This is a genomic window from Hyphobacterium lacteum (genome assembly GCF_036330345.1).
GTDB lineage: Bacteria > Pseudomonadota > Alphaproteobacteria > Caulobacterales > Maricaulaceae > Hyphobacterium > Hyphobacterium lacteum.
Window position 1 is genome coordinate 44219 of sequence record NZ_JAZDRP010000003.1, and the last position, 23440, is coordinate 67658.

Genomic DNA, 23440 nt, shown 5'->3' on the forward strand with positions numbered 1-23440 from the left:
GTTTTGGGAGCGATGGTATCAGCCGGCCTGAGTGCAACGGTATGGGGCATCATGGATGGCCATGAAAACCCGGAGCGCGTCGTGATCTTCGCCGACGAATTCAATGGCGATGCGCTGGACCGGAGCGCCTGGAATGTCAGAGGCCCTGATCTCTGGGTGAATAACGAGCTGCAGGCTTATATCGATAGCCCGGAAACCATCAGGATCCTGCCTGCCGGCACTGTCGATGGAGCGGATGGCGGTGTGCTGGAATTGCGCGCGCTGGCCCGGGCGGATGGATATGAAACGCCGACCGGGCGGATGGCCGATTTCGTTTCCGGCCGGGTCAATACCCGCGATAATTTCGAATTTACCTACGGCCGGGCCGAGGCCCGGATCCGGATGCCCGACCTCGAAGGCGTCTGGCCGGCCTTCTGGATGCTGGGCAATGGAAGATGGCCCGACAGCGGAGAGATCGACATCATGGAATATGTCGGTGAGCCGGACTGGGTCGGTGTTGCTCTACACGGTCCGGGATATTCCGGCGAAACACCGATCGTGAATAAATACTTCTTCCCGCAGGGAGAGGACGTGACGTCCTGGCATATTTATGCGGTTGAATGGACGGCCGACAGTATAGAGTTTTTTGTGGATGACCGTCTGATCTACCGGGTGACCCGGCCCATGGTCGAGCATTATGGCGAGTGGCGTTTCGATACACCGAAATACCTGATTCTCAATCTCGCGATTGGCGGAGTCTACCCGGCCAAGACCAACGGCATCGAAGAGCCATATTATGGTCTCCCCGCAGAGACAGCTGAATACATTGCGGAAAATGGGGCAGCGATCCAGATCGACTGGGTCCGGGTGACCCAGCCCGCGCATTAGGCTGCGATCCGGCTTGATCACTCCGGCATTTCAGCCGGACTGACGCCCCAGCGCGTCTCGAGCTCCGCGGCGATCACCGGCAGGACGTCTTCGTAAATACCGATGAGAGGCCGGTACGCTTCCATGCGCTCATAGGTCAGATAGCTGACGGAAGAGACAGAATTGATCAGGCCTGGGTTCCGACAGAGGTCCGTAATGTCGTATTCGACTCGCACCCTGTGGCCCGGCACAAACCGGTTCTCGATCACCTGGTCGAGATGAAATCGCAGATGGGGCTCGATACGCTGACGATTGCTCTGCATGCTGTTCATCGTGTCGTCAAAGGCGGAGGCGCGCCATTCGACGGTCGCCACGATATTCGCCAGCTCGTCAAGAATCGCCCGGTTGCGGATGATATGGGTCCGGCCGGCCGCCATGATCTCGTCAATCGTCCGCCGGTTTAGGCGTGGCGGGTTCAGCCAGCCCAGTGTCGAAATGCCACGCTGGAAGATCAGATCGTCATCCGGGCGGACCTCACAGTTGGAGAGCGCCTCCAGAATAATGGACTGATCGGCAATTTGTTGTTCGAGATACGCGACATCGCGGACCTGGCCCGAAAGGCTGGCCTCGATGTCCTGGTACAGCCGGACCAGCATGTCCCGTTCCTCGGCGCTGTCCTGACGTCCTTCATTCCAGGCATTGATCTGGAAGCCGATGACGACACCCGCAATCACGATCACGAATTCGAGCACCACCGCGTAATAGTTTTGCTGGCGTATGGCTGTGGCAATATTCTGAAGGATCATGGCTCAGTCCCCGCCTCCGCCATCCTCAACCATGGTGAGGATGTCCCGGGCGCTTTCAAGAGTCGCGGTGATAGTGAACCGCAATGCACCCTGATAAATGACCAGCGCTTCGAGTTCCGATTCCGCCAGCGGAACCCGTTCCGGGTCAAACCCTGTCACCCGGCGCGGATCGTTCAGCGATGTGTATTCGACGGCATCCCAGAGCGCCGACGCGCTGGTGAGGTGGCTGGCCGCTTCCGGCCAGAGATATTCATTGCGCTCGATCTGCTGATCGAACCGGGACAACTCGGTGCGAAGCTCTGCCGGCAGAAGCGACAATTCACCGGATGAAATCATCTCGGCATAGACTGCGGATCGCGTGGGTGGACGGCCAACATGGCGCAACAGGCCCAGCCATTCCATCATTTGCTGGCGATCTGTTGTGGCGACCGCATCCTGCCGGATGGCATGGATGACATTCTCGGTCGCCTGTTCGTATTCGACATGAATCCGCTCGGACCGCGTCAGGACGGTTTCAAACGTACGGAATTCTTCTTCTATTCGCTCAAGGAGTTCCGCGGCGCGTACAGCCTCGTGGCGCCGCTCATTCCACCCGTTGACCTGAAAACCGATAACGACACCGGCCAGGACGATAATGAATTCCATAGCCACCGCGTAGTAATTCTGCTCGCGAATGGCGCGAGCGATATTCTGCAGGATCATGCTTTGCCTCCGCCGACGAAGGACAGCATGGAAGGCTCTGAAATCCATCGCAAACACTTTCTGGGTTGAGACGGCATCTGCTAGGCTTGGTTTCCATCAGCCGGATTTCTCCTCGAGACCATTTTCATGAGCGCTTCCACGGACACACTTGCCGGCATCATTCTGACAGGCGGCCAGTCCTCCCGCATGGGTGAAGACAAGGCCGGCCTTGTCTGGAAGGGGCAATCCTTTCTCGATCATGCGCGCGACAGGCTGGCAGGTGCCGGATGTAACCTGGTCCGCATCAGCGGGCGTGCCGGCGATGATGCGATCCCCGATACGATGAAGAATGCCGGTCCGGCGCGGGCAATTTTCGATGTCATCGAGGCGCTTCGGCTGGAGGCAGGCGGCTACCTTTTCCTGCCGGTCGATCTTCCGCTGCTGACTGCGGCCGATCTGTGCAGGCTGACCGGCGCTACCCGTCCGCGCGCCTTCAAAGGTCATCCCTTGCCCTGTTTCATTCCCGCCGGGTCGGACCTGCCCGAAACGCCGTCCGGGCGGTCTGTCTACCGGCTTTTGGAAACAATGGACGTCGAATGGATGGATGCCGGCCATGATCTCGCGCAACGGTTATTCAATGTGAACACACCGGATGATCTCGACCGATTGCGCGCCTCTTCCTGACTTGCAATAACGGGTCTCGACAAGGGAGCACGGCTTGGACCGGCAGTTCGATTTTTCCGCGAAAACACCTCTGGTGGACCGTTTCGGGCGGCAGATCACCTATCTGCGCCTCTCGGTGACGGACCGGTGTGATCTGCGCTGTCTTTATTGCATGAAGGCGCAGCCCGACTTCCTGCCGAAATCCGAGCTTCTGACGCTGGAGGAGCTGGGCGATATCTGCGATGCCTTCATCGCCCGCGGCGTCAAGAAAATCCGGATAACCGGCGGTGAGCCGCTGGTCCGGCGCAATGTGGTGTCTCTCATTGAACGACTGGGCGAGCGCCTCGGCAAAGGCCTCGAGGAAGTCGCGCTGACCACCAATGCCACCCAGCTTGACCGTTATGCGGAACGGATCGCGTCCGCCGGTGTGAAGCGGGTGAATGTCTCGCTTGATACACTGGATGCAGATCTGTTCAGCGAGCTGACACGCGGCGGTCGGCTGGACCGCACACTGGCCGGTATCGCGGCGGCCCGGTTGGCGGGGCTCAAGGTGAAGATCAATGCAGTTGCGCTAAAGGGTGCCAATGAAGCCGAACTGCCGGACATGATCCGTTGGGCACATGGCGAGGGTTTCGATCTGACTCTGATCGAGGTCATGCCCATGGGTGAGATCGGCATTGAACGCGCCGATCAATTCCTGCCGCTGACGGTCGTGCGCGAGCAGCTGGAAAGCCGGTGGACGCTGAGTGATTTGCCGGATTCAACCGGCGGCCCGTCGCGCTATGTGAGGGTCGAGGAAACCGGTGGGCGGCTGGGCTTTATCACACCACTGACGGAGAATTTCTGCGCTGGTTGCAATCGCGTTCGGGTGACGTGTACCGGCCAGCTCTTCATGTGCCTGGGCCGCGATGGCTCGGTCGATCTGCGTAAAGTCATTCGCGAAGAGGGTGCCGCTGCGCTTCAAGCCGCGCTGGACCAGGCCATGATGGAAAAGCCCGAACGGCATTTCTTCGATGTCTCCGAGGGGGCGGGCGCTGCGGTGAACAGGGACATGGCGAGAACGGGCGGTTGAACGTGAAGCTGCACTTCGAATTCTACGGGCCGATCAGCGACCGCATGGGCGGGGCCGGTTTCAGCCTCGAAACGGATGCGGCACCGCAGAACCGGGCAGCCCTGATCGCGTGGCTGTCGCACGAGCATGAAGGCGCAGGGGCGCTGGGCGATAGCCATATACAGATCGCGATAAATGATGAGCTGGTGAGAACGGAGGCAGGGTTCGATCTCTCCGATGGCGACCGGATCGCCTTCCTATCGCCGTTCTCGGGCGGCTGATGACCCGTCAGAAGATTATCCTCACCGGAGAAGCGCTCGATATCGGGCGCTGGAGTGACTGGTTGGCTGAAGATCCGGCCTGTGGCGCTGTGGCGGGTTTTACCGGTCTCGTGCGCGCAGCACAGGGGCTGGAAGCCCTCGAGCTTCAGCATCACCCGGTTCTGACCCTGCAGGCGCTTGAAAGAATAGCGCGTGATGCGACCGGCCGTTTTGGCCTCGCCGGTGTCGTGCTCGCCCATCGTCATGGCCGCATGGCGGTCGGAACACCCATTGTGCACATCGCCTGTGCCTGCGGCCATCGGCGCGATGCGCTGGCGGGCGTGAGCTATATGATCGACATGGTGAAGACCCGCGCACCATTCTGGAAACGCGAATGGCGCACGGACGGGCCGCACTGGATCGAACCGACGCAAGCGGATCATGAGGCCGCGCGGCGCTGGATGGAGGAAAAGACATGAGCGACATGCCCGAAAAGGTCGGCTTCGCCGTCATGACCGTTTCCGATACACGCGATGCCGCCAGCGACAAGACCGGCCCCTGGCTGCGGGACCAGATCACCGCGGAAGGACATGCGGTCATCGACAGCGCCATCATTCCCGATGATGTCGGGCAGATTCAGGAAAAGGCCCGGGACTGGATCGCCAATCCGTCCATCCATGCCATCATCACCACTGGCGGGACCGGGCTGACGGGCCGCGATGTCACGCCGGAAGCGCTGAAGCCGCTCTTCGACAAGGAAATCGACGGTTTTGCGGCCGTCTTCCACCAGGTCAGTTTCAAATCTGTGGGCGTTTCAACCCTGCAGTCGCGCGCTGTCGCGGGCATTGCCGGCGCGACCTATATCTTTGCCATTCCCGGCTCGACCGGCGGCTGCAAGGACGCCTGGAACCATGTCCTGCGCGCCGAGTTCGACCGTAACCACCGGCCCTGCAATCTGGTCGAACTGATCCCGCGGCTCAGTGAGCGCTAGCCGGGATGATCAGCCTCCAAGATGCTATTGCGATTGTGCAGCAATCCATTTCGCCGATGGAGAGCGAAGCGGTCCCGCTTGGGCAGGCCAATGGCCGTATCCTGTCGGCGCCAGTTGTCGCGATGCGCACGCAACCGCCCTTCAATGCTTCGGCCATGGACGGTTATGCGGTGCGGTCTGCCGATCTCGCAGATGGCATACAGAATTTCGAACTGGCCGGAGAATCGGCCGCCGGGCATCGTGCCCCCACCGCCCTTGAGGCCGCGCAGGCGATGCGCATCTCGACCGGTGCTCCGCTGCCCGAGGGCGCCGATCAGGTCGTCATACAGGAAAACAGCCAGCGTCAGGGCGGCCACGTCCGGCTGGAGGATACGGCTCGTCCCGGTGCGAATGTCCGCAAGGCCGGTATCGACTTTGCCGAAGGTGACCGTCTCATCGCTGCCGGGCAACGTATTACGCCGGACGCGATCGCACTGATGGCCAGTGCCGGTGTTGAGGTGGTGTCCGTCATCGCCAGGCCGCGTATCGGAATTGTCTCGACCGGTGACGAGCTGGTGGAGATGGGTGAAGAGGCTGGGCCGGACCAGATCATCAATTCGATAGCGCCGGCACTGGTCGCGCATGTCGCGGGCTGGGGCGGAGAGCCCGTCTATCTGGGCATTGCCCGCGATAATCGCGAAAACACGGAAGCCAGGCTGGCCTTGGCCAGGGATTTTGACATCCTCGTCACCATTGGAGGCGCATCCGTCGGTGATCATGATCATTTGCGTCCGGCGTTTGAGACACTGGGCGGTCAATTCCGCTTCGAGAAGATTGCCGTGAAACCTGGCAAGCCGACCTGGTTCGGGTGTCTGGGAGATACATGGTGCATCGGCCTGCCGGGCAATCCGGTTTCGGCGCTCGTCATGGCGCGGCTGATCCTGCGCACGGCGATTCAGGCCTGTCTCGGCCAGGCTCATGAGCTGGTTTTCCAGACCGCTGCCGCCGGGACCGAACTGGCCGCCAATGGTTCGCGGGAGACTTTCGTAAGAGCCGTGGAAGACAGGCGCACCGGGCGTGTCAGACCGCTGGACAATCAGGATTCATCGGCACAATCAGCGCTGGCGTCTTCAACCTGCCTGATACGGCGTCCGGCGAATGCTCCACCGCTCGCTGCCGGGGAGAGGGTGGAAATTCTGCGTCTTGACTGATGCCGGAAAGAAATCCGGCCGGCACTCCGATGAAGAAGCCCGGCCGGAATGCTGTCATGAAGGGTACAGCTTTATTCGGTGACGCGCGGCCACTCTTCTGACCGGCAGATCAGACCGCCAATAATGCAGCCGGACATGCGGATCTCGTTTTCGCCGAGGATCGTGACCCGGCCCTGATATTCATTGCCGTCTTCCGGATTATACATCCGGCCGCGCCACTGATCGTCGTCATGGCGCTCAAGATTGAACAGCATCTGTATACCGATCACGCTTTCTCCGGTATTCTCATCGACGCCTTCACCCTCGACGATCTCACCGCAAAGATATTCACCGCACATGGCGAATTCCACGATCCAGTCCTGATTGACCCGATGCCAGCGGCCAAGCGCCTGATCAGTGACGTCCTGAGCCATTGCCGGCGCGGCGGTCAGCGCTGTGGCCATGCCGGCACCAGCGATCAATGCGACCCTCATTACTGACTTCATCATCCTGTTTTCTCCCCGTAAGCATTTGCAGATGGTTGTGACGAACGGGCCGGAATCGGCCTGCCCCAATTCAGCCGTCAGGCACTGGTCTCCCCGTAATAGAGCGTGACGACATGGCGGGCCTCGGCGAAGAACAACCAGCGCTCGGCGATGATGCCGAATGCGCAGGAAAGAACCGCCACACCCAGCCAGATTTCCGGCATGGGCAATTGGGTCCACCCAACCGCGGCCAACAGGGCCAGCGGAAGCAGAAAGCCCAGGCCGATGGCATAAGCCCTCAGCTTGGACGCGTGTTTGCGGGCAATCCGGAAGCCCATCTCCTCCATGAGATAATTGCTTTCCGAATGCGGAGCCTCGATCAGCGTGACCTTGCCAAAACGGTCCATCCCGGTGGCGCTCGCCGAGGTGCTGACGGGGGCAGCGCCGGAGCGCGCACTCCAATAGGCCAGCTTGATCGCCAGCGCGGCTGCCAGCGCGATCAGCGCAGTGACAATCATCGGCTGCACGGTATCGAGCCCGAACACGGCCGAGATAAAGGTCACCAGAACGGCGCCTGTTGCCAGGGACAGCACCAGATAGGCCGGCGGCGTCCAGACATTGGACCAGGCCGGTATGGCTTTGAGTGAGGCGTAGATCATGGCGGTGCAATAGACGGTCATCAGGGACATCAGGGCACCGGCCGCGCCCAGCATGAGCAGCGCACCGTCATTTCGCCCGAGAAAGACCCAGCCAGCCGCGAACAGGCCGGTCGGGATGAAGGTCAGCACGGCGATCAGCCCTTCGCGTGATAGCCACGACGTTTTCCACTGGCTCATCGCCCGCCAGGCCCGCTCGGGATGGCCGAGGTGGAAAGTCGAGGAAAGCAGACCGCCGGCAACCAGAATGAAGGCGATGGCAAAAGCGATGAAGCCGAACAACTGACCGGCCGGCAGCCATCCCAGGCCGGCAAAGACGGCCAGCCAGATCAACATGCCATATCCGGCACCTGAGGCTGTCGTAAAGAAGATGACCGATTTCGCGGGATGCACTTTGGTTCAGCCTTTCCGTTGAGCTCTAGGACAGGATCTTGTCGACCCAGCGCGCCAAAAGGCCGGCGCCTTCGTTGCTATCATCCTGATGTTCAAGCATGCGCGGCGCGACGTCCTTGCCGGTCTTTTGGCGCGGCGGCAGATAGCGGTTGACCGGACGGGTTCCCTGTTCGGGCATCAGCGCGACGCCACCGCGGGCCTCCACCAGCAGCGAGACATCCGATTGCGGATCGCCCAGATCGCCGAAATGCCGGGCGCCGGCCGGGCATGTCGAGACGCAGGCCGGGACCCGGTTCTCCTCGGGCAGGGCTTCATTGTAGATCCGGTCGATACACAGCGTGCATTTCTTCATCACGCCTTCGTCTTCGTCATATTCCCGGGCGCCATAGGGACAGGCCCAGGAACACAGCTTGCAGCCAATGCAGATATCGCCGTTGACGAGAACGATACCGTCTTCCTCGCGCTTGTAGGAGGCGCCCGTCGGGCACACCGTCACGCAAGGCGCATCATCGCAGTGCAGGCAGGATTTCGGAAAGTGGACGGTACGGCTTTCACCGGTCTCTTCATTGTGCGCTTCGAAGGTGTGGATGCGGTTGAACCAGACTCCCTTGGGCTTGGCGCCATAGGGGTCCAGATCGGTCAGCGGCGCGCTGTGTCCGCCCGTATTCCATTCCTTGCAATTGACCGCGCAGGCATGACAGCCGACGCAGATATCGAGATCGATCACCAGGCCGAGTTTTTTCTGCGGCGGAGTGGAGGGCAGTTGCGTCATGCCTTGTCTCCCTTCCCGGCCCGGCCGTATTGGCCGTCGCGCATGCCTTCAATGGTCTGCGCAAGTTCATGGCGATGAGCGATCCAGTCTTCGGCCTCGGCGGTCCCGGCAGTTGGCGTGCCGGTCAGATCCTTGCCATAGCGCAGCACATCCAGCCGTTCCGGCGCTTCCGGCATGGGCGCGATGTCCGGGTAGAGCGGATCGGTAAGGCCGGCTTCCTCCGGTGCACATTTTTCGACCTTCACCCGCAAATCGAACCAGGCGGCCTGTCCGGTCACCGGGTCGGAGTTGGAATAGCGGGCCTTTTCTGCGCCGCGCGGGACCAGCTCGTCGATAAGATGGTTGAGCAGGAAACCGCGATTGGATTCCGGAGCGTCCTTTGACAGGCCCCAGCTGCCCTTGCGTTTGCCGATGGCATTCCAAGTCCAGACGGTCTGCGGATTAACACCACGCACCAGTTTGACCTGGCCTTTCACATAGCCTGTCCGGCTGGAAACCCGGACCCAGTCATTATCCTCAATGCCCAGTTCGCGCGCAGTATCGACATGCATGAACAGCCGGTTGGCCGCCGTGATCTGGCGCAGCCAGGCATTCTGCGATCCCCAGGAATGGTACATATGCATAGGACGCTGGGTGAGGGCGTGCAGCGGATATTCATCGACGCCATCGACCTCATCCTCGAAGGGCGCATACCAGATCGGCAGCGGGTCGAAATATTCCTTCACCCGTTCGCGGTGGCGCTCCGGCGGTACATGCGCGCCATGCCCCATCGCGGCGAGGCGGAATTTCTGAAGTGTTTCGGAATAGAGCTGGAAGGTGATCGGTGCAGCGGCGCCGATCCAGCCCATACCATGCGAATAATCCAGATAGGACTGGTTGGCATGTTTGTAATATTGCTGCTCCGGCGCCAGATCGTGATGCCAGAACGCGCCATGCTCGATATACCGGTCGAGCTGGTCAGGGTTGGGATCCCCGCGCCCGTGCTGATCACCGTCCTTGCCGCGCCAGCCGGCCAGCGGTCCGATGCCGGGGCCGCGGACATGATTGGTGATGTAATCCGGATAGCCGCCCGGATAGGCCGCCGAGCCGTCGTCCTTGACGAAACCTTCCATGCCCAGCCTGGCGCCCAGATCCAGCAATACGTCCTGGAAGGGCCGGACATCACGGTCCGGCTGGACCACCGGGTGGCGGATCGCATCTGCCGGGCCATGGGCGCTGGAAATCGGCCGATCGAGCAGCGAGATGCAATCCCAGCGCTCCAGATAGGTCGTGTCCGGCAGGATCAGGTCGGCATAGGCGACGGTCTCGGAATAGAAGGCATCCGAATAGATGATCTTCGGAATCCGGTATTCGCCATTCTCATCCTTATCGGTGAGGTATTTGAGGGTCCCCGCCGTATTCATCGACGAATTCCAGGCCATGTTGGCCATATACATGAACAACACGTCGACCGGCTCGGGGTCTCCCGCCCAGGCATTGTGCAGCACCATGTGCATCAGGCCATGCGCGGAAAGCGGGTGTTCCCAGGAATAGGCCTTGTCGATGCGGACCGGTTCACCGGCATCATCAACGATCAGATCTTCCGGACCAAAAGGCGTGCCCAGCGGCATGCCGCCCAGTGGCAGCCCGCCGTCAGCCGCGTGGCCTGCCGGTTTCGGCCCTGGCGGCGCCGGGCGCGGGAAGGGCGCCTTGTTGCGCCAGCCACCGGGCGTATCCACTGACCCGAGAAGCGCTTGCAGGATGTGAATGGCCCGGCAGGTATGGAAACCGTTGGAGTGCGCCGAGATGCCGCGCATGGCATGGAAAGAGACCGGTCGGCCGATCATCTTGTCATGCTTGCGGCCCCAGGCATCTGTCCACGGAACATCCAGCACGACTTCGCTCTCGAAAGCGGCTTCGGCCAGCTCGGCAGCAATACGGCGGATCGCGTCCGCCGAAACCCCGGTCTGCTCGGCGACGGCATCCGGTGAATACGCGTCCGAGAGATAGCGCCGCGCCAGCAGCTCGAAGGACGGCACGGCCTTGCGGCCATCCGGCAGGGTGCGCTCGCCAGCAAAAGCGGGTTTGAAATCAGGCGTCGAGAAGCTGACCAGCGACTTCGATTCCAGATCATAGACCAGTGGCTGGCCGTCCTCGCCACGGGCGAACAGGCCATCATCAGCGGCACCGGGATCCTGGATCACCAGCCAGGGTGCGTTGGAATAGCGGGCCAGCGAAGCGAAATCGATTTTTTCCGCACGCAGCAATTCATGGATGAGCGCGAAGACGAACAGGCCGTCTGTGCCCGGCCGTACACCTACCCATTCATCGGCAACGGCAGAATAGCCGGTGCGGCAGGGATTGATCGAAACGAATTTGGTCCCTGCCCGCGACTTCATCTTGCCGATGCCCGCCTTGATCGGGTTGGAATCATGATCCTCGGCCACGCCGAACATCATGAAATAGCGGGTCAGATCCCAGTCAGGCTCGCCAAATTCCCAGAAGGCCCCGCCCAGCGTATAAAGACCGCCAGCAGCCATGTTGACCGAACAGAAACCGCCATGCGCTGCGAAATTGCGGGTGCCATACTGCTTGGCCCACCAGCCGGTGAAGGACTGGCTCTGATCGCGTCCGGTAAAGAAGGCCAGCTTGTGCGGGTCTTTCCTGCGTGTATCGCCCAGCCACTCGGCCGCCAGCGCCAGCGCTTCATCCCATTCGATTTCACGGAATTCGCCGGAGCCCCGTTCGCCGGTCCGCAGGAGAGGCTTTTTCAGCTTCGCCGGCGAGTTCTGGTTCATGATGCCGGCCGAACCCTTGGCGCAGAGAACGCCCTTGTTCACCGGATGGTCGGGATTGCCTTCGAGATAGCGGACCTTGCCGTTCTTGAGGTGAACCTTCACCCCGCACCGGCAGGCGCACATATAGCAGGTGGTGGTTTTTACCTCGTCAGAGGGGTCGACCGAGAGATCGACTTTCTCCTTGACGGTTTCGAACGGGTTAGCCACCACGCCCTTGTCTCCCCTTGTCCCGCCGGTTGGCCCGGCTGTGACATGCGTTCATCCAATTATTCGGATGATCTAATATTTCCTGCCCGCTTATCCTCAGAAGTGCAATGCCTATTCACGAGGTATTGCCAGTTCAACGGATAATCATCACGGAATTATGCGCGTGTTGGAGCACGCGATACGCTACGCTGACCTCGAAGAAACGTCGAAGTCCCCGAACGTGTGAATCGGCCATCACAATGACCGAATAATTCTTGCCACGTTCAATGATCCGCTCGATCGGATCGCCTACCTCGATCGCCTCGTCGACTATCTCGACATTTTCCGCCTCGATCGCTTCTCGCGCTTGCCGGATGACATCGCCGGCAGCCTCGATGCCGTCCTCATTGGCAGCAACCGAATAGAGGTGAACAGGGCATTCGCACCGGCTCGCCATGACCGCGTCGCGTGCGGCGGCTTCGATGGATTTTTCATCATCGGTGACGCAGATCAGATGGCCGTGATTCTCTTCGATACCGCGGGCCACGAGGATGGTGCCGGTGTGGTTCATCACCACGGTGCGTGTCACATCCCAGTTGATATGCTGCCGGCCGGCCGTTTCCTCATCGGCCATGGCAATGATGGTCAGCTCATATTCGTTGAGCTCGCACTCATCGAGAATGCCCCGCGCCACGGACGGCGAGACCATGTTCTTCAGCGTGATCTGGGCGCCGGTCTCGCTGGTGTAGATCTGCATGTTGTCTCCGACCGGGTCCCCGAAGGCCTCCTTGTGTACCGCCTTGGACTTCCAGTGCTCGTTCATGAAGCCCATTTCGATCAACTGCTGGTGGGCGTCCTGAAGAGCCGCCGCGCCCGGAAGGTCCAGCCCCCAGTCGATCACATTCTCCCGGACGATCCGAAGGTCCATGCCGCCGGAACTCAGTGTCGGATCGCTGCGGCGGACATAGAGCAGGGTGATATCGGCATCGTTGCCCTTGCCGACGCGGACCGCGTAGCGAAGGCCCCGATGGGACTCCTCCGAGCCGTCGATGCACAGCAGAATTCTGAATCTCTGATCGTCGCCGCTCATCAGTCTCACAGCCCCAGTAACGGCCAGTAAAACATCGCTGCCAACATCAGGACAAGCATGGAAACGATGATCAACCGCGATCCGACCCGCAGGAAATCCCCGGCTTTCAGATAGCCCGAGGAATAGACGATCATGCAGGCTGGCGTGGCGATCACCGTGAAGTACGCAAAGGAGGATGCGATTGCGGTGATGAAACCGAGCCGCAACGGGCTTTCGCCGGCCGTCACGGCCATGTCCAGTGTGACCGGCCCGATCACCGCAACCGCCGCACCATTCGACATCGTGTTGGTAATGACCGCTGTCATGCCGCCAACCACGGCCCATAGCGGCATGCCCGATTCAATGCCCAGGGGTTCCAGCAGGCCGAGCACGCTCGTCGCCACCCATTCGGCAGCGCCACTGTCGCGCATCTCAACGCCCAGCGAAATGGCTGCGGCATAGAGCAGAACAACACCCCAGTTGACGCCACTGTTCATGTCGTCCCATCGGACCAGCCCGGTAACGAGGAAGGCGATGGCCCCCATCAGCGCCACAATTCCCAGGCCGACATGTCCGGACAGACTGATCCAGCTGGACAGGGTGAGCGCAAAAATTCCCACCGTCAGCCAGTCGCGGCGGCGCATCGGCCCCTGGTCGGCGATCTGGTGGCGCAGCTTGACTACGGCGCGGGACAGATCGGTGGTTTCCGGCTTGAACACGCGAAACAGGATGAAGACCAGGAAAGGCAGCTGGATCAGGAAAACCGGGTAGCTGAAAAGCGCCCAGCGGAAATAGCTGACCAGGAACCGGCGCGACTCCGGATCCAGCGGATCGAAGAAGAATTCGCGCCAGTAGCCGATCATGATGGCATTGCGCGCACCGCCTGATGGCGTGCCGATACCGGCGATCGAGCAGCCATAGGAAATCGACAGGAGCAGAATCGCCGCCACGCCACGAATACTCTGGCCTTCCTTCTTCGCCAGGGAGATCAGGGTCAGTGCCACCGGCAGCATCATCGCGGCAACTGTGTGCTCGCCGATAACCGAGGCCAGCAAGCCGGAAATGATGGCCACACCCATGGCAATATTCCGGATGTTCGGCCCCGTCATGCGGACAATGAAATAGGCAATCCGCTTGTCGAGCTTCTGTTTGACGATCGCGACGGCCAGCATCAATGAGCCCATGATGAAAAGCACGGAATCGCTCATCAGGCTCTGCGCTACCTGGTCCGGCTCCTTTCCGAGAAGCAGGACCTGACCGACAATCATCATCAGCGCCACGGTCGGCAGCGGTACCGGTTCGGTCACGAACAGAATGACCGAAATCACTGACATGATGAGCACCAGCTCGCCTTCGCGGCTCAACCCTTCAGGCGTTGGCAGGAAATACAGAAGAGCGCCTATGGCGAAGGCAATGAACAGCCAGCGCCGCTCCAGCACGAAAAAAGCCAGACTGCGCATCGACGCACTTTTGCGAAGACTGAAACCCTTTCGGGCAGGTTCGGCAGAAGACCGGTCTTGGGGCTCCGTATTGTCCAACGCGATTGTCCTGACGGCAGGCTGAGTGCGGAAAAAAGAAGCCCGTTACACATGAATGTAACGGGCTTCGGTTTCAGTGTTCACATTGCTGATCGGATCAGAATGTGAAGGTCCATCCGAGCGAGACATCGTACTGATGCATGTTCAGCTCGATATTATGACCCGGATTGGGACCTGCCGGCGTGATCTCGATGCCCGAGACCGTCTCCTCCGGCGAATACATGACAGCAAACTCGATCTGGCCGCGTTCGCTGGTCCGATAGGCAAAGCCGGCCGTGTAATGTTGGGTTTGAACACCCGGTGCGAGAATGTTCAGCGTTACATCGCTGGAGCCGATCGGATTGTTGTTGAAGGCTGCGCCGGCCCGCCAGGTCCACGGACCTTGCGTGTCGTATTCGATGCCGAACTTGTAGGCATCGACATTTTCCCAGCCAAAGCCCGGACCGCCATTGGAGCCGAACTGCGCCATGGTGAGCGGCGAATTGCCGACCGCGTCCACGCCTTCATATTCAATGTGACGCCAGTCGAACATCATGGTCACATTCTCGGTGATATCGAACGCGACACCGATCGTGTAATTGGCCGGAACGTCGAAATCACCGCCGCCTTCAAACAGGCCGGCATAATCGTCGAACTCCGACATGTTGACCTTGGTCTGATAGGATGCGCCAACGCGGAAATTATCCGCGAGAGCAACCTCGATGCCGAAGCGCACGCCGAAACCGGTGGCGTAATCCGTGCCGTTATTCGTGAGCGCCATCGGATTGGTCGTCAGCGGATTGCCGAACGGATCAAAAGAGAATGCAGCAAGGCCGGTAGCCTCGAACGCCTGAACGCCGAGGACCGGTGCGATTCCGATCGACACATTGTCGCCGATCGGTATGGCATAGCCGGCCGAGATGAAGAGCTGGTTCAGATTCACACCGGTCGCACCGCCGCAATAAACGCCTGTCGAGGACGGCAGAGGCGGGGACATACAGGCCGGGTTGGCCAGATTGCCGGCATAGGTGGTGTTCATGCCGCCATTGCCGAACGCCGCGATCGCGAACACGGCGCCGTTACTCATCGGCCGCGAGTAAGCGAAGTTCGGAACCAGGAAAAATTCTGAATCGCTCTCGATATCGCCAGACGGCGTAAAACTGGGGCCACCTGAACCGCGGAAACCGCGGCGCGGACTGAACATGCTGACGCCAGCCTGGAACTGGCGCGGCGCATGAACGAGGCCGGCCGGATTGATCGACAAGGCCATGGCATCGGTGGAGTCGGCAACGCCGGCACCGCCCAGAGCCTTCTGACGGATGCCGTAGCCGTGCTGGAAATAACCCTCTGTCGCTGAGGCTGCGGACAGCTCACCGACGGCCAGCACAGCCGCCATTGCTGCTGCGTACTTCAAGTGTTTGGACATAAATTCCTCCCCAGAAATCTAACTAAGTGCTGGCTTTCGTCAGCGTCGGCCCAGTCCGGATTTTTCAGTCTCTTCTTGCGGGCCATGTACAACAGGTCGCGTGCTATGCCGCTTTCTTCAGAATGAAGCGGAACACACCCCCCTCTTCGCCCTGTTCAACGATCTCGTTTCCTGTCGTACGAGAAAACGCTGCGAAGTCCTTCACCGAACCCGGGTCGGTGGAAAGAACTTCGAGGGTTTGTCCGGCTTCCATACCTGTCAGGGCCTTCTTGGCCTTCAGGATGGGAAGCGGGCAATTCAAGCCTTTGGTGTCGAGCGTCTGATCGGCCATTTAGAAGTCCTCGCTAGCCTAGATGTAGAGATTGATATCTGCCTTCAGGGCTTCTTCCATGTAGGTGGCAGCCCCGCCCAGCGAGATATCTTCAATCATGTCGTCGGTAGAATATTCGAACAGGTCCATCGTCATCTGGCAGGCAATGAGATTGACGTCGGAGAGAACGGCGGCTTCCCGCAGGTCCTCGATCGAGGCAACGCCCTTCTTCTTGATCATGTCCTTCATCATGGCCGTCGCCATCGATGTGACACCGGGTAGCATGCCGACAATTGGCGGCATGCCCATATGCATGCCCATCATCGGCATTTTCATGGCGGGATTGCCCAGTGGCGAGACTTCGAGCCCCAGATCCTTCTTCAGCAGACCCAGCCCGTAGAAGGTGAAAAACATTGTCACCTTCACATCCATCGCCGCCGCTGTGGTGGCAAGAATGAAGGGCGGGTAAGCCCAGTCGAGCGTACCCTTGGTGACAATGATCGACATCGTCTTGGCGTTTTCCAGCGACTGCGCGCCCGCCTCGTTACCGTCCGGCATATTCTCTCTCCCCGATTGCCCCGCTTCGTGCTCTTTTTGCGTCACGAGAGGTGCGTCTTATTAGTTATTTCGAATAATATATAAATGTAATATCTCCCTCCCGTCTAGCGGGTTATTCCGGCAGGGGGAGGCAGGATCGCAAGGATACCATGTCGAGCTCCCGCCCAAAAACCCCCGCCGCCTTCATCACAAGCGCTGTATTTTCCGCGTCTGAATGGCCCGCCAATCACCCCTTATCCATCAGCCGGCATCAGAATGTCATGGATGTCTGCCGGATGCTGGGCTGGCTTCACGATGATGAGTTGGCGGTGTGCGAACCGGCCACGGAAGCGGTCCTCACGCGTCTGCATGAGCCAGGCTATGTCACTGCGCTGGAGGTCGTATCGCAAATCGGAAAGGTCACAATCGCCCAGCGGGAGGCCTTCAATTTCGGCACCATGGAAAACCCGGTTTTCACTGGCCTGTTTGACCGAGCAGCGGCAACGGTGTCCGGTTCTGTTCTGGCGGCCGAGCTCTCGCTTGAAGGGCGGCAGGTTTTTCATCCGGCGGGCGGGACACATCATGGCCGTCCTGACCGGGCCAGCGGATTTTGCTATTTCAATGATCCGGCATTCGCCATCCAGACCTTGCTGGACAGCGGATGTGCCAAGGTCGTCTATCTCGATCTTGATGCGCATCATGGCGATGGTGTCGAATCGATTTTCGCCAGCAATGCACGCGTTCTCTGCGTTTCAATCCATGAAGAAAAGCGCTGGCCCCATACCGGCCAGTTGGCCGATCGCGCCGGCGGCTTTGCCCGCAATTTGCCGGTTCCCAAGGGGTTCAATGATGCCGAGCTGGCGTTTCTGATGACGGAGGCCGTCCTGCCGCTGATCGCCCGCTTCGATCCCGATGCCGTTGTGATGACTTGCGGCGCGGACGCTCTTGCTGGCGATCCGCTGTCAGGAATGGAGTTGGGCAATGAGGGCCTGTGGTCGGCCATTGATTCGGTGCGGGAGGCCGTGCCGGTCAGCGTTTGTCTGGGCGGCGGCGGATACAATCCCTGGACGGTTACCCGCTTCTGGTCGGGGTTATGGGGCCGGCTTGCCGGCTATCCGCCGGCCCCGGAACAGCTGCCGGACGATGTGCAGGCCTATCTCTCGCGACTGGGCTGCGATCTCATTGACGAGGATGAGGTCGAGCCGCACTGGCTAAACAGTTTTGCCGACCCCGCGCAGCATGGACAGGCCGTGCGCGATGCGGTCCGGGCGCTGGTTCCCGCTGTGCTGGCGGGCTAACCGGCCACCCTCAGACACATCCATGGCTGGACCTCGCCTTCTCCCTGTGATCTTATATTAGAAAGTTCGAATGTGGGGAGACAGATGAACTGGCTGGATGCGCTGGCGGACATGGAGCCGCTTGAAGATGCCGAGTTCGATGCGGAACTGGTGGCACAGATGCAGGCGAGAGCCGACCGGCATCCATTGCCGCCAATCCGGTTTTCGACACCGTCCTTCAAGGAATACGAAACCTCCGAAATGTCGGGTTGCTCCAAGAATTCCTTTCCGGCGTTCTCGATCACGGCGGCCGGCTGTGCCCTTAATTGCGATCATTGCCAGAAGAAAATCCTGGAGCCGATGATCCCGGCGACCAAGCCGGAAATGCTGGACCAGAAGGTGCGAGACCTGATCCTGCTGCAGGGTCTCCAGGGCTTCCTTCTGTCCGGAGGTTCGAACAAGCGCAACGAGATCAAGTATGAGCGCTATTATCCGGTGATCGAGGGGCTGAAGCGCGATTTCCCGGATCTGAAGATCGCCATCCATACCGCCCTGACCGACGAGGCCGGGGCGAAGCGGATGGAATCGGCGGGCGTGGACACAGCGATGATGGACGTCATCGGCTCGGACGAAACCATCCAGCAGGTCTACAAGCTGGACCGCCCGGTAGAGGATTTCGAAGCGACGCTGGCCGCGCTCTGTTCGACCAGAATGGAAGTTACACCGCATATCGTCGTGGGTTTGCACTATGGCGAAATGCTGGGTGAGCCGCGCGCCTTTGACATCGTATCGCGGCATGACATCAAGGCGCTGGTCCTTGTGGTGATCATGCCGTTCTACGCCAAGCCTGGCACGTTCAAGACGCCGTCCACCCGCGATGTCGGCCGTATCTTTCTGGAAGCGCGCACCCGATTGCCCGACAAGCAGGTGCTTCTGGGCTGCGCCCGTCCGCCGGGCATGCACAAGCGTATTACCGACGCCTACGCTGTCATGGCGGGACTCGACGGGATTGCCTTCCCGGCGGAAGGGGCCGCACAGGTCACGCAAATGACCGGACGCCCGTTCGAACAAGCCATGTCCTGCTGCTCGATCAAGGTCGGCGGCAGCAATGCGACACTCAAATCAAGCTGCGCTGCCTGAGCCAGCCGACTCCAGGGGAGATATCATGACCTGTTTGAAGCCGGAAAACGCTATCCCGGGCAGCAAGGGCGCTGGTGGCCGCGATTATAACGCCGCCGATGTGATGGTGCCGCGCACGCCGCTGATCACGCCAAAGGAAATGCGTAATGGCGGCAAGGTGAAGGCCGATGCCATTCCGCCCAAGGGCGTTTATCTTCCGAACCGGAATATCCAGACGCCGGAAATGACCTCGCCGGAATATGTCCAGCTGTCGACCGCTGCGGCGATCACGTTGGGGATCATGCCGGGCAATATGTATCGCTGTTCCTGTACGCGCTGTCTGAATATTCTTCTGACCTATCCGGAAGGCTGCCGCGCCAATTGCGCCTATTGCGGCCTCGCCCGTCACCGGGAAGCCGATCGCGACTATGCCGACCGCAACTTCATCCGCGTCGACTGGCCGGCCGTGCCGATGGCCGAGATTGCCGAAAAGGTGGGCAAGGACCCGGAAAACAGCCCCTTCCACCGCATGTGCATCTCGATGATCACGCATCCCCGGTCCGATGAGGACACGGTGACCGTGCTGAAGACCTGGACCGATCATGTCGATCCCGATGCGATCCCGATTTCCATTCTCTCCAACCCGACGACAATGGGCCGCGAGGATGTGAAACGTCTCAAGGATATGGGCTCGGACATTTTCACCGTGGCGCTGGATGCCGCAACGCCAGCCATTTTCGATCGTACCCGTGGCAAGGGTGTTCAATCTCCGCACTCCTGGAAGAAATACTGGGAAGTGCTGCTCGATGCGCGCGACATCTTCGGGCCGCAGAAGTTCGGCGCCCACATCATAGTCGGAATGGGCGAGACCGAACATGAAATCCTGAACCTCGTTCAGCAGCTCGTCGACATGGGCGGGCATAGCCACATGTTCTGCTTCTATCCCGAACAGGGCTCGCTGATGGACCATTTGCCGGCAACCCCGCGCGACCAGTGGCGCCGCGTCCAGCTGGCCCGCTACCTGATCGATTATTGCGGCGTCCGCGTCGACCAGATGAAATTCGACGAGGAAGGCCGTGTCTCCGATTTCGGCATGCCGCGTGGCGAGCTCGATACCATTATCGATGCCGGTATCGCCTTCCGCACCAGCGGTTGCCCCGGCAAGTTCGCCGAGGATATCTCCGCCTGCGACCGCCCCTATGGCGACAGCCCGCCTTCGGATATTGCCAGCTATCCTTTCCAGCCGGGTCAGGCCGATCTGCGCAAGATCCGCAACCAGCTCGACATGGAAAAGCCGGGCGAAGCCTATGAGGAAGGCGAGGAATTCGAGGAGCTGGACAGCTGATGTCCACGATCTTCCGTGTCATCGATACCGGTCTGAGGGAGGGGCGGGCGAATATCGCCTTCGATCAGGCCATGATCGATGCCCGGCAGGCCTCGGAAATCCCCGACACGATCCGTTTCATCCACTTTCCGCCGACGGCTCTGGTGGGCCGGCACCAATCCCTGTCGAAAGAGATCCGGCTGGAGGCCTGCGCCGAGCGCGGTGTGGGTCTGGCCCGCAGGATAACCGGCGGCGGCGCCATCTATCTCGATGAAGGTCAGCTGGGCTGGGCGATTGTCTGTAACAAGGCCAGCCTGGGAACGACGCGGCTGGACGAGGTAACCCGAAAGATCTGCGAGGCCGCTGCGGTCGGCCTGTCGACGCTGGGTATCAAGGCGGCGTTTCGTCCCCGCAACGATATCGAGGTTGATGGGCGGAAGATTTCCGGCACGGGCGGCTTCTTCGACGGTGGCACGTTGATCTTCCAGGGCACGGTTCTGGTTGATCTCGACCCGCTGACCATGCTGTCGGCTTTGAATGTGCCTCAGGAAAAGCTGGCGAAGCGGGCGCTGGATGATGCCGGCTCGCGCATTGTGACCCTGCGTGAATTGCTGGGCGAGGCCCCGTCCCTCGAGACGGTAAAGGCGGCGCTGATCCGCGGTTTCGAGGAGCATCTCGGGATTGAATGCATTGCCGGCGAGCCGACCGCTGAGGAGGAACGCGCAGCCGCGGTGCTCTATGATGAGGAGATCGGCAAGGACGATTTTGTCTACGAGATATCGGGCACCGAAGAGGACGAGACGCTGATGACCGGTAGCTATACCGGTCTGGGCGGAACGGCGACCGCACATGTGCGGGTTGAGGGGGCCGGTAATGACCGGATCCGCGAAGTTCTGATCACCGGAGATTTCTTCATCACCCCGCCGCGCATCATCTATGACCTCGAGGCCAGCCTGCGCGGCAAGCCGGTCAGCGAGGCCGGGCGGCTCGTGCGCGAATTCTTCGCCGCTGCCAGTGTCGGCATGTTGTCGATATCGCCGGATGATTTCGCCGCCGCCGTCGAGATCGCGCTGGGACAGCGCGAGCCGCAGACGCCGAAGGCCGGAGTGCCGGCGGCTTGAAGACGCTCACCGTCATCCAGCACACATCGGCGGATTATCTCGGCTTGATGGAGGACCATCTTGAGGGCCGTGGCATCCGTTTCATCTATTGCCGCCCCTTCACCGAAGGCGTGGAAGTTCCCAATACGCGCTCGGTGCTCGACGGGCTGATCCTGCTTGGCGGAGGGCCGTGGAATACGTCTGGCGCACGCGCTCTTCCGACCCTCAGGGAGGAAGTCCTTCTGGCCCGCGATTGCCTCTATAGTGGCAAGGCCGTGATCGGGATCGGCCTGGGCGCCCAGATCCTGGCGCTGGCTGCTGATGGCAGTGTCGAGCAATGTCCGCTGACCTTCGTTGTCGATGAGGCCCGCCGCGTGAAGGATGACGCGCTCAACGGCTATATGCCGGAACGCTTTCCTCTGCCCGTCTATATGCGCGACTGGCCGGTGCCGCCCTCCTATGCGGAGATCCTGGCCGAAGACAGCCAGGGGCGCCCGGCGGTTTTCCAGATCGGGGACAAGGCGCTGGGTTTTGCCGGGCATCCCGGCTTCAAGCGGGCCATGGCCGAAGATCTGATTATGGAATTCGAGGACGGTCCCGACGACCCGGGAGACATGCTGGTGCGTCTGGGCGCGAGCAAACCGCAGATCGAGGATGCGCTCGTCTCCATCATGACCGGCGTCATGCAGGTCACGGGCCTCATGAAATCAGGGGAATAGCGGCGGATTCCCAAGCTGTGATTTGCTATTTGCGTAAATTCGACTTTTCTAATATTCTAGCCAAAGGCACCAGCAATGCTGTAAGGCAGGCGGGTGCAAATTAACGAAAACGGCCCGGTACAAGGGCTGCATAACTGGGGAGAAAGCAGCTTATGGCAGATAAGCTCGTAATCGTTATGGCCAATACCGACCCGCGCAATGGCGAGGAGTTGGGGGCCCCGATCTTTCAGGCGACTGTCGCCGCCGCTATGGATTATGAAGTCGATGTGATCTGCACGGCCACGGCCGGGCGGTTGATGCGCAAGGGCGTCGCCGAGAACCTCGTCGTCAAGGAAGGCTCTCCCAAAACCGTCTATGATTTCATCAAGGACGCGCATGAGGCTGGCGTGACCTTCTATTCCTGCTCCCCGAATCTCGACCTGTTCGACATGACCGAAGCCGATCTGATCCCGGAATGCTCGGGCATTGTCGGCGGGGCCCATCTGATCGAAGAGATCATGGAAGAAGACGTGAAGGTCCTGACCTACTAGGCCCAACCTGCGGGAGCGCCAGATGTCACACGCGACAACCACACGGGTCCAGAAACATATCGGGGACCCGGTCTCGGCTGAGACTCCCGTTTCCCGGGACATGCTCGAGGAGATCTTCCAGGATATCCAGTCCGATCTCCGCTATGACCATGAGCTGAATGGCTGCCTGAATTGCGGCATCTGCACGGCGACATGCCCGTCCGCACACTATTACGATTACAGCCCGCGCGAAATCGTCCAGCTTCTGTGGACCGAGAATCTCGAAGGCATCTATGACGCCATGCAGGAAAAGATCTGGGCCTGCGCCCAGTGTTATACCTGTGCGGCACGTTGCCCGTTCGGCAACTCGCCGGGCGGCCTGGTCATGCTGATGCGCGAAGTGGCCATCAAGCACGGCATGGAATCGGCGAAAAACGTGCTGCGTCCCTTCTCGCGGGTGATGCTGAAGCTGATTTCCACCGGCAACCAGCTGTCTCCAGACATGATCAACCCCGACCATTTCGCGGATTGGGGTCCGAATATTTCAAAGGTTTCCGCGCCGCTCGCCGTGCTTCGCAAGGCCATCCCCATGGCCACGCTGAACACCACCAAGACGGCCTGGGAAGTGAACCTCAAGACATCGGTCGAGCTCTACACGATCTGGGAAGAAACCGGCGTGCTCGACCAGCTGGAAACCATCGACGAGAACCTGTTCGACGTGATCTCCGATATCATGGAGGAGAAGCGTGAAGACTGGGAAGATTTCCTCGACGAGCAGGACGACGAAGACTGAGTAG

At 60.3% G+C, this 23440-nt stretch carries 25 protein-coding genes; 14 read left to right on the top strand and 11 right to left on the bottom strand.

All coding sequences use genetic code 11. The features are described 5' to 3' along the window. Positions 1–12 precede the first annotated feature (12 nt). Positions 13–867, top strand: a complete 855-nt coding sequence (locus V0U79_RS05040) for a glycoside hydrolase family 16 protein (protein WP_330198387.1) — start codon at positions 13–15, stop codon at positions 865–867. A gap of 17 nt (positions 868–884) precedes the next feature. On the opposite strand, the gene V0U79_RS05045 is transcribed toward V0U79_RS05040, so the two are convergent. Both V0U79_RS05045 and V0U79_RS05050 read right to left on the bottom strand, forming a co-directional pair. Next, complete coding sequence (locus V0U79_RS05045; protein ID WP_330198388.1) at positions 885–1652, bottom strand: hypothetical protein; 768 nt, start codon at positions 1650–1652, stop codon at positions 885–887. Between the two features lie 3 nt (positions 1653–1655). Continuing rightward, positions 1656–2354, bottom strand: a complete 699-nt coding sequence (locus tag V0U79_RS05050) for a hypothetical protein (RefSeq protein WP_330198389.1) — start codon at positions 2352–2354, stop codon at positions 1656–1658. Positions 2355–2480: 126 nt separating this feature from the next. Here V0U79_RS05050 and mobA point away from each other — a divergent pair, with 126 nt between their 5' ends. Genes mobA through V0U79_RS05080 form a run of 6 tightly spaced genes read left to right on the top strand, consistent with a single transcriptional unit; the run spans position 2481 to position 6488 of the window. Next, positions 2481–3017, top strand: a complete 537-nt coding sequence (mobA, locus tag V0U79_RS05055) for a molybdenum cofactor guanylyltransferase (RefSeq protein ID WP_330198390.1) — start codon at positions 2481–2483, stop codon at positions 3015–3017. A gap of 34 nt (positions 3018–3051) precedes the next feature. Then, complete coding sequence (gene moaA / locus V0U79_RS05060) at positions 3052–4068, top strand: GTP 3',8-cyclase MoaA (RefSeq protein ID WP_330198391.1); 1017 nt, start codon at positions 3052–3054, stop codon at positions 4066–4068. Between the two features lie 2 nt (positions 4069–4070). Next, the gene (locus V0U79_RS05065) at positions 4071–4328 is read left to right on the top strand and encodes a MoaD/ThiS family protein (protein ID WP_330198392.1); all 258 of its coding nucleotides are present in this window, start codon (positions 4071–4073) and stop codon (positions 4326–4328) included. Beyond that, positions 4328–4786: a molybdenum cofactor biosynthesis protein MoaE gene (locus V0U79_RS05070; RefSeq protein ID WP_330198393.1), complete on the top strand. Its 459-nt coding sequence runs from the start codon at positions 4328–4330 to the stop codon at positions 4784–4786. The genes V0U79_RS05065 and V0U79_RS05070 overlap by 1 nt, the downstream gene beginning before the upstream one ends. Continuing rightward, entirely contained in the window at positions 4783–5298 is a 516-nt protein-coding gene (gene moaB, locus V0U79_RS05075) for a molybdenum cofactor biosynthesis protein B (protein ID WP_330198394.1), read from the top strand. Before V0U79_RS05070 ends, moaB begins: the two co-directional genes overlap by 4 nt. Before the next feature lie 5 nt (positions 5299–5303). Then, the gene (locus V0U79_RS05080; protein WP_330198395.1) at positions 5304–6488 is read left to right on the top strand and encodes a molybdopterin molybdotransferase MoeA; all 1185 of its coding nucleotides are present in this window, start codon (positions 5304–5306) and stop codon (positions 6486–6488) included. Positions 6489–6559: 71 nt separating this feature from the next. Here V0U79_RS05080 and V0U79_RS05085 read toward each other — a convergent pair whose 3' ends face one another. The 9 genes from V0U79_RS05085 to dsrE2 form a co-directional block, all read right to left on the bottom strand. Then, positions 6560–6976, bottom strand: coding sequence for a DUF2147 domain-containing protein (locus tag V0U79_RS05085; RefSeq protein ID WP_330198396.1), 417 nt, complete (start codon positions 6974–6976; stop codon positions 6560–6562). A gap of 74 nt (positions 6977–7050) precedes the next feature. Continuing rightward, entirely contained in the window at positions 7051–8001 is a 951-nt protein-coding gene (locus V0U79_RS05090; protein WP_330198397.1) for a dimethyl sulfoxide reductase anchor subunit family protein, read from the bottom strand. 25 nt (positions 8002–8026) lie between these two features. Beyond that, entirely contained in the window at positions 8027–8773 is a 747-nt protein-coding gene (locus V0U79_RS05095; RefSeq protein WP_330198398.1) for a 4Fe-4S dicluster domain-containing protein, read from the bottom strand. Beyond that, the gene (locus tag V0U79_RS05100; protein WP_373696444.1) at positions 8770–11760 is read right to left on the bottom strand and encodes a molybdopterin oxidoreductase family protein; all 2991 of its coding nucleotides are present in this window, start codon (positions 11758–11760) and stop codon (positions 8770–8772) included. Before V0U79_RS05100 ends, V0U79_RS05095 begins: the two co-directional genes overlap by 4 nt. Before the next feature lie 130 nt (positions 11761–11890). Beyond that, complete coding sequence (locus V0U79_RS05105) at positions 11891–12826, bottom strand: universal stress protein (protein ID WP_330198400.1); 936 nt, start codon at positions 12824–12826, stop codon at positions 11891–11893. Between the two features lie 5 nt (positions 12827–12831). Next, entirely contained in the window at positions 12832–14265 is a 1434-nt protein-coding gene (locus tag V0U79_RS05110) for an SLC13 family permease (protein WP_330198401.1), read from the bottom strand. Positions 14266–14440: 175 nt separating this feature from the next. Further along, entirely contained in the window at positions 14441–15748 is a 1308-nt protein-coding gene (locus V0U79_RS05115; protein WP_330198402.1) for an OmpP1/FadL family transporter, read from the bottom strand. Between the two features lie 103 nt (positions 15749–15851). Continuing rightward, entirely contained in the window at positions 15852–16079 is a 228-nt protein-coding gene (locus V0U79_RS05120) for a sulfurtransferase TusA family protein (RefSeq protein ID WP_330198403.1), read from the bottom strand. Positions 16080–16097: 18 nt separating this feature from the next. Then, entirely contained in the window at positions 16098–16616 is a 519-nt protein-coding gene (gene dsrE2, locus V0U79_RS05125; protein ID WP_330198404.1) for a sulfur carrier protein DsrE2, read from the bottom strand. 149 nt (positions 16617–16765) lie between these two features. Between dsrE2 and V0U79_RS05130 the strand changes: the two genes are divergently transcribed. The 7 genes from V0U79_RS05130 (at position 16766) to V0U79_RS05160 (ending at position 23436) form a co-directional block, all read left to right on the top strand. Beyond that, positions 16766–17893: an arginase family protein gene (locus tag V0U79_RS05130; RefSeq protein WP_330198405.1), complete on the top strand. Its 1128-nt coding sequence runs from the start codon at positions 16766–16768 to the stop codon at positions 17891–17893. 84 nt (positions 17894–17977) lie between these two features. Then, entirely contained in the window at positions 17978–19012 is a 1035-nt protein-coding gene (locus V0U79_RS05135; protein WP_330198406.1) for a radical SAM protein, read from the top strand. A gap of 139 nt (positions 19013–19151) precedes the next feature. Beyond that, a complete protein-coding gene (locus V0U79_RS05140; RefSeq protein ID WP_373696447.1) occupies positions 19152–20336 on the top strand; it encodes a radical SAM protein in 1185 nt (394 codons plus the stop codon). Further along, positions 20336–21436, top strand: a complete 1101-nt coding sequence (locus tag V0U79_RS05145) for a lipoate--protein ligase family protein (protein WP_330198408.1) — start codon at positions 20336–20338, stop codon at positions 21434–21436. The genes V0U79_RS05140 and V0U79_RS05145 overlap by 1 nt, the downstream gene beginning before the upstream one ends. Then, entirely contained in the window at positions 21433–22134 is a 702-nt protein-coding gene (locus V0U79_RS05150) for a type 1 glutamine amidotransferase family protein (RefSeq protein WP_330198409.1), read from the top strand. The genes V0U79_RS05145 and V0U79_RS05150 overlap by 4 nt, the downstream gene beginning before the upstream one ends. Positions 22135–22286: 152 nt before the next feature. Then, positions 22287–22664, top strand: coding sequence for a DsrE family protein (locus tag V0U79_RS05155; RefSeq protein WP_330198410.1), 378 nt, complete (start codon positions 22287–22289; stop codon positions 22662–22664). Between the two features lie 100 nt (positions 22665–22764). Further along, the gene (locus V0U79_RS05160; protein ID WP_373696448.1) at positions 22765–23436 is read left to right on the top strand and encodes a 4Fe-4S dicluster domain-containing protein; all 672 of its coding nucleotides are present in this window, start codon (positions 22765–22767) and stop codon (positions 23434–23436) included. The last annotated feature ends 4 nt before the right edge of the window (positions 23437–23440 follow it).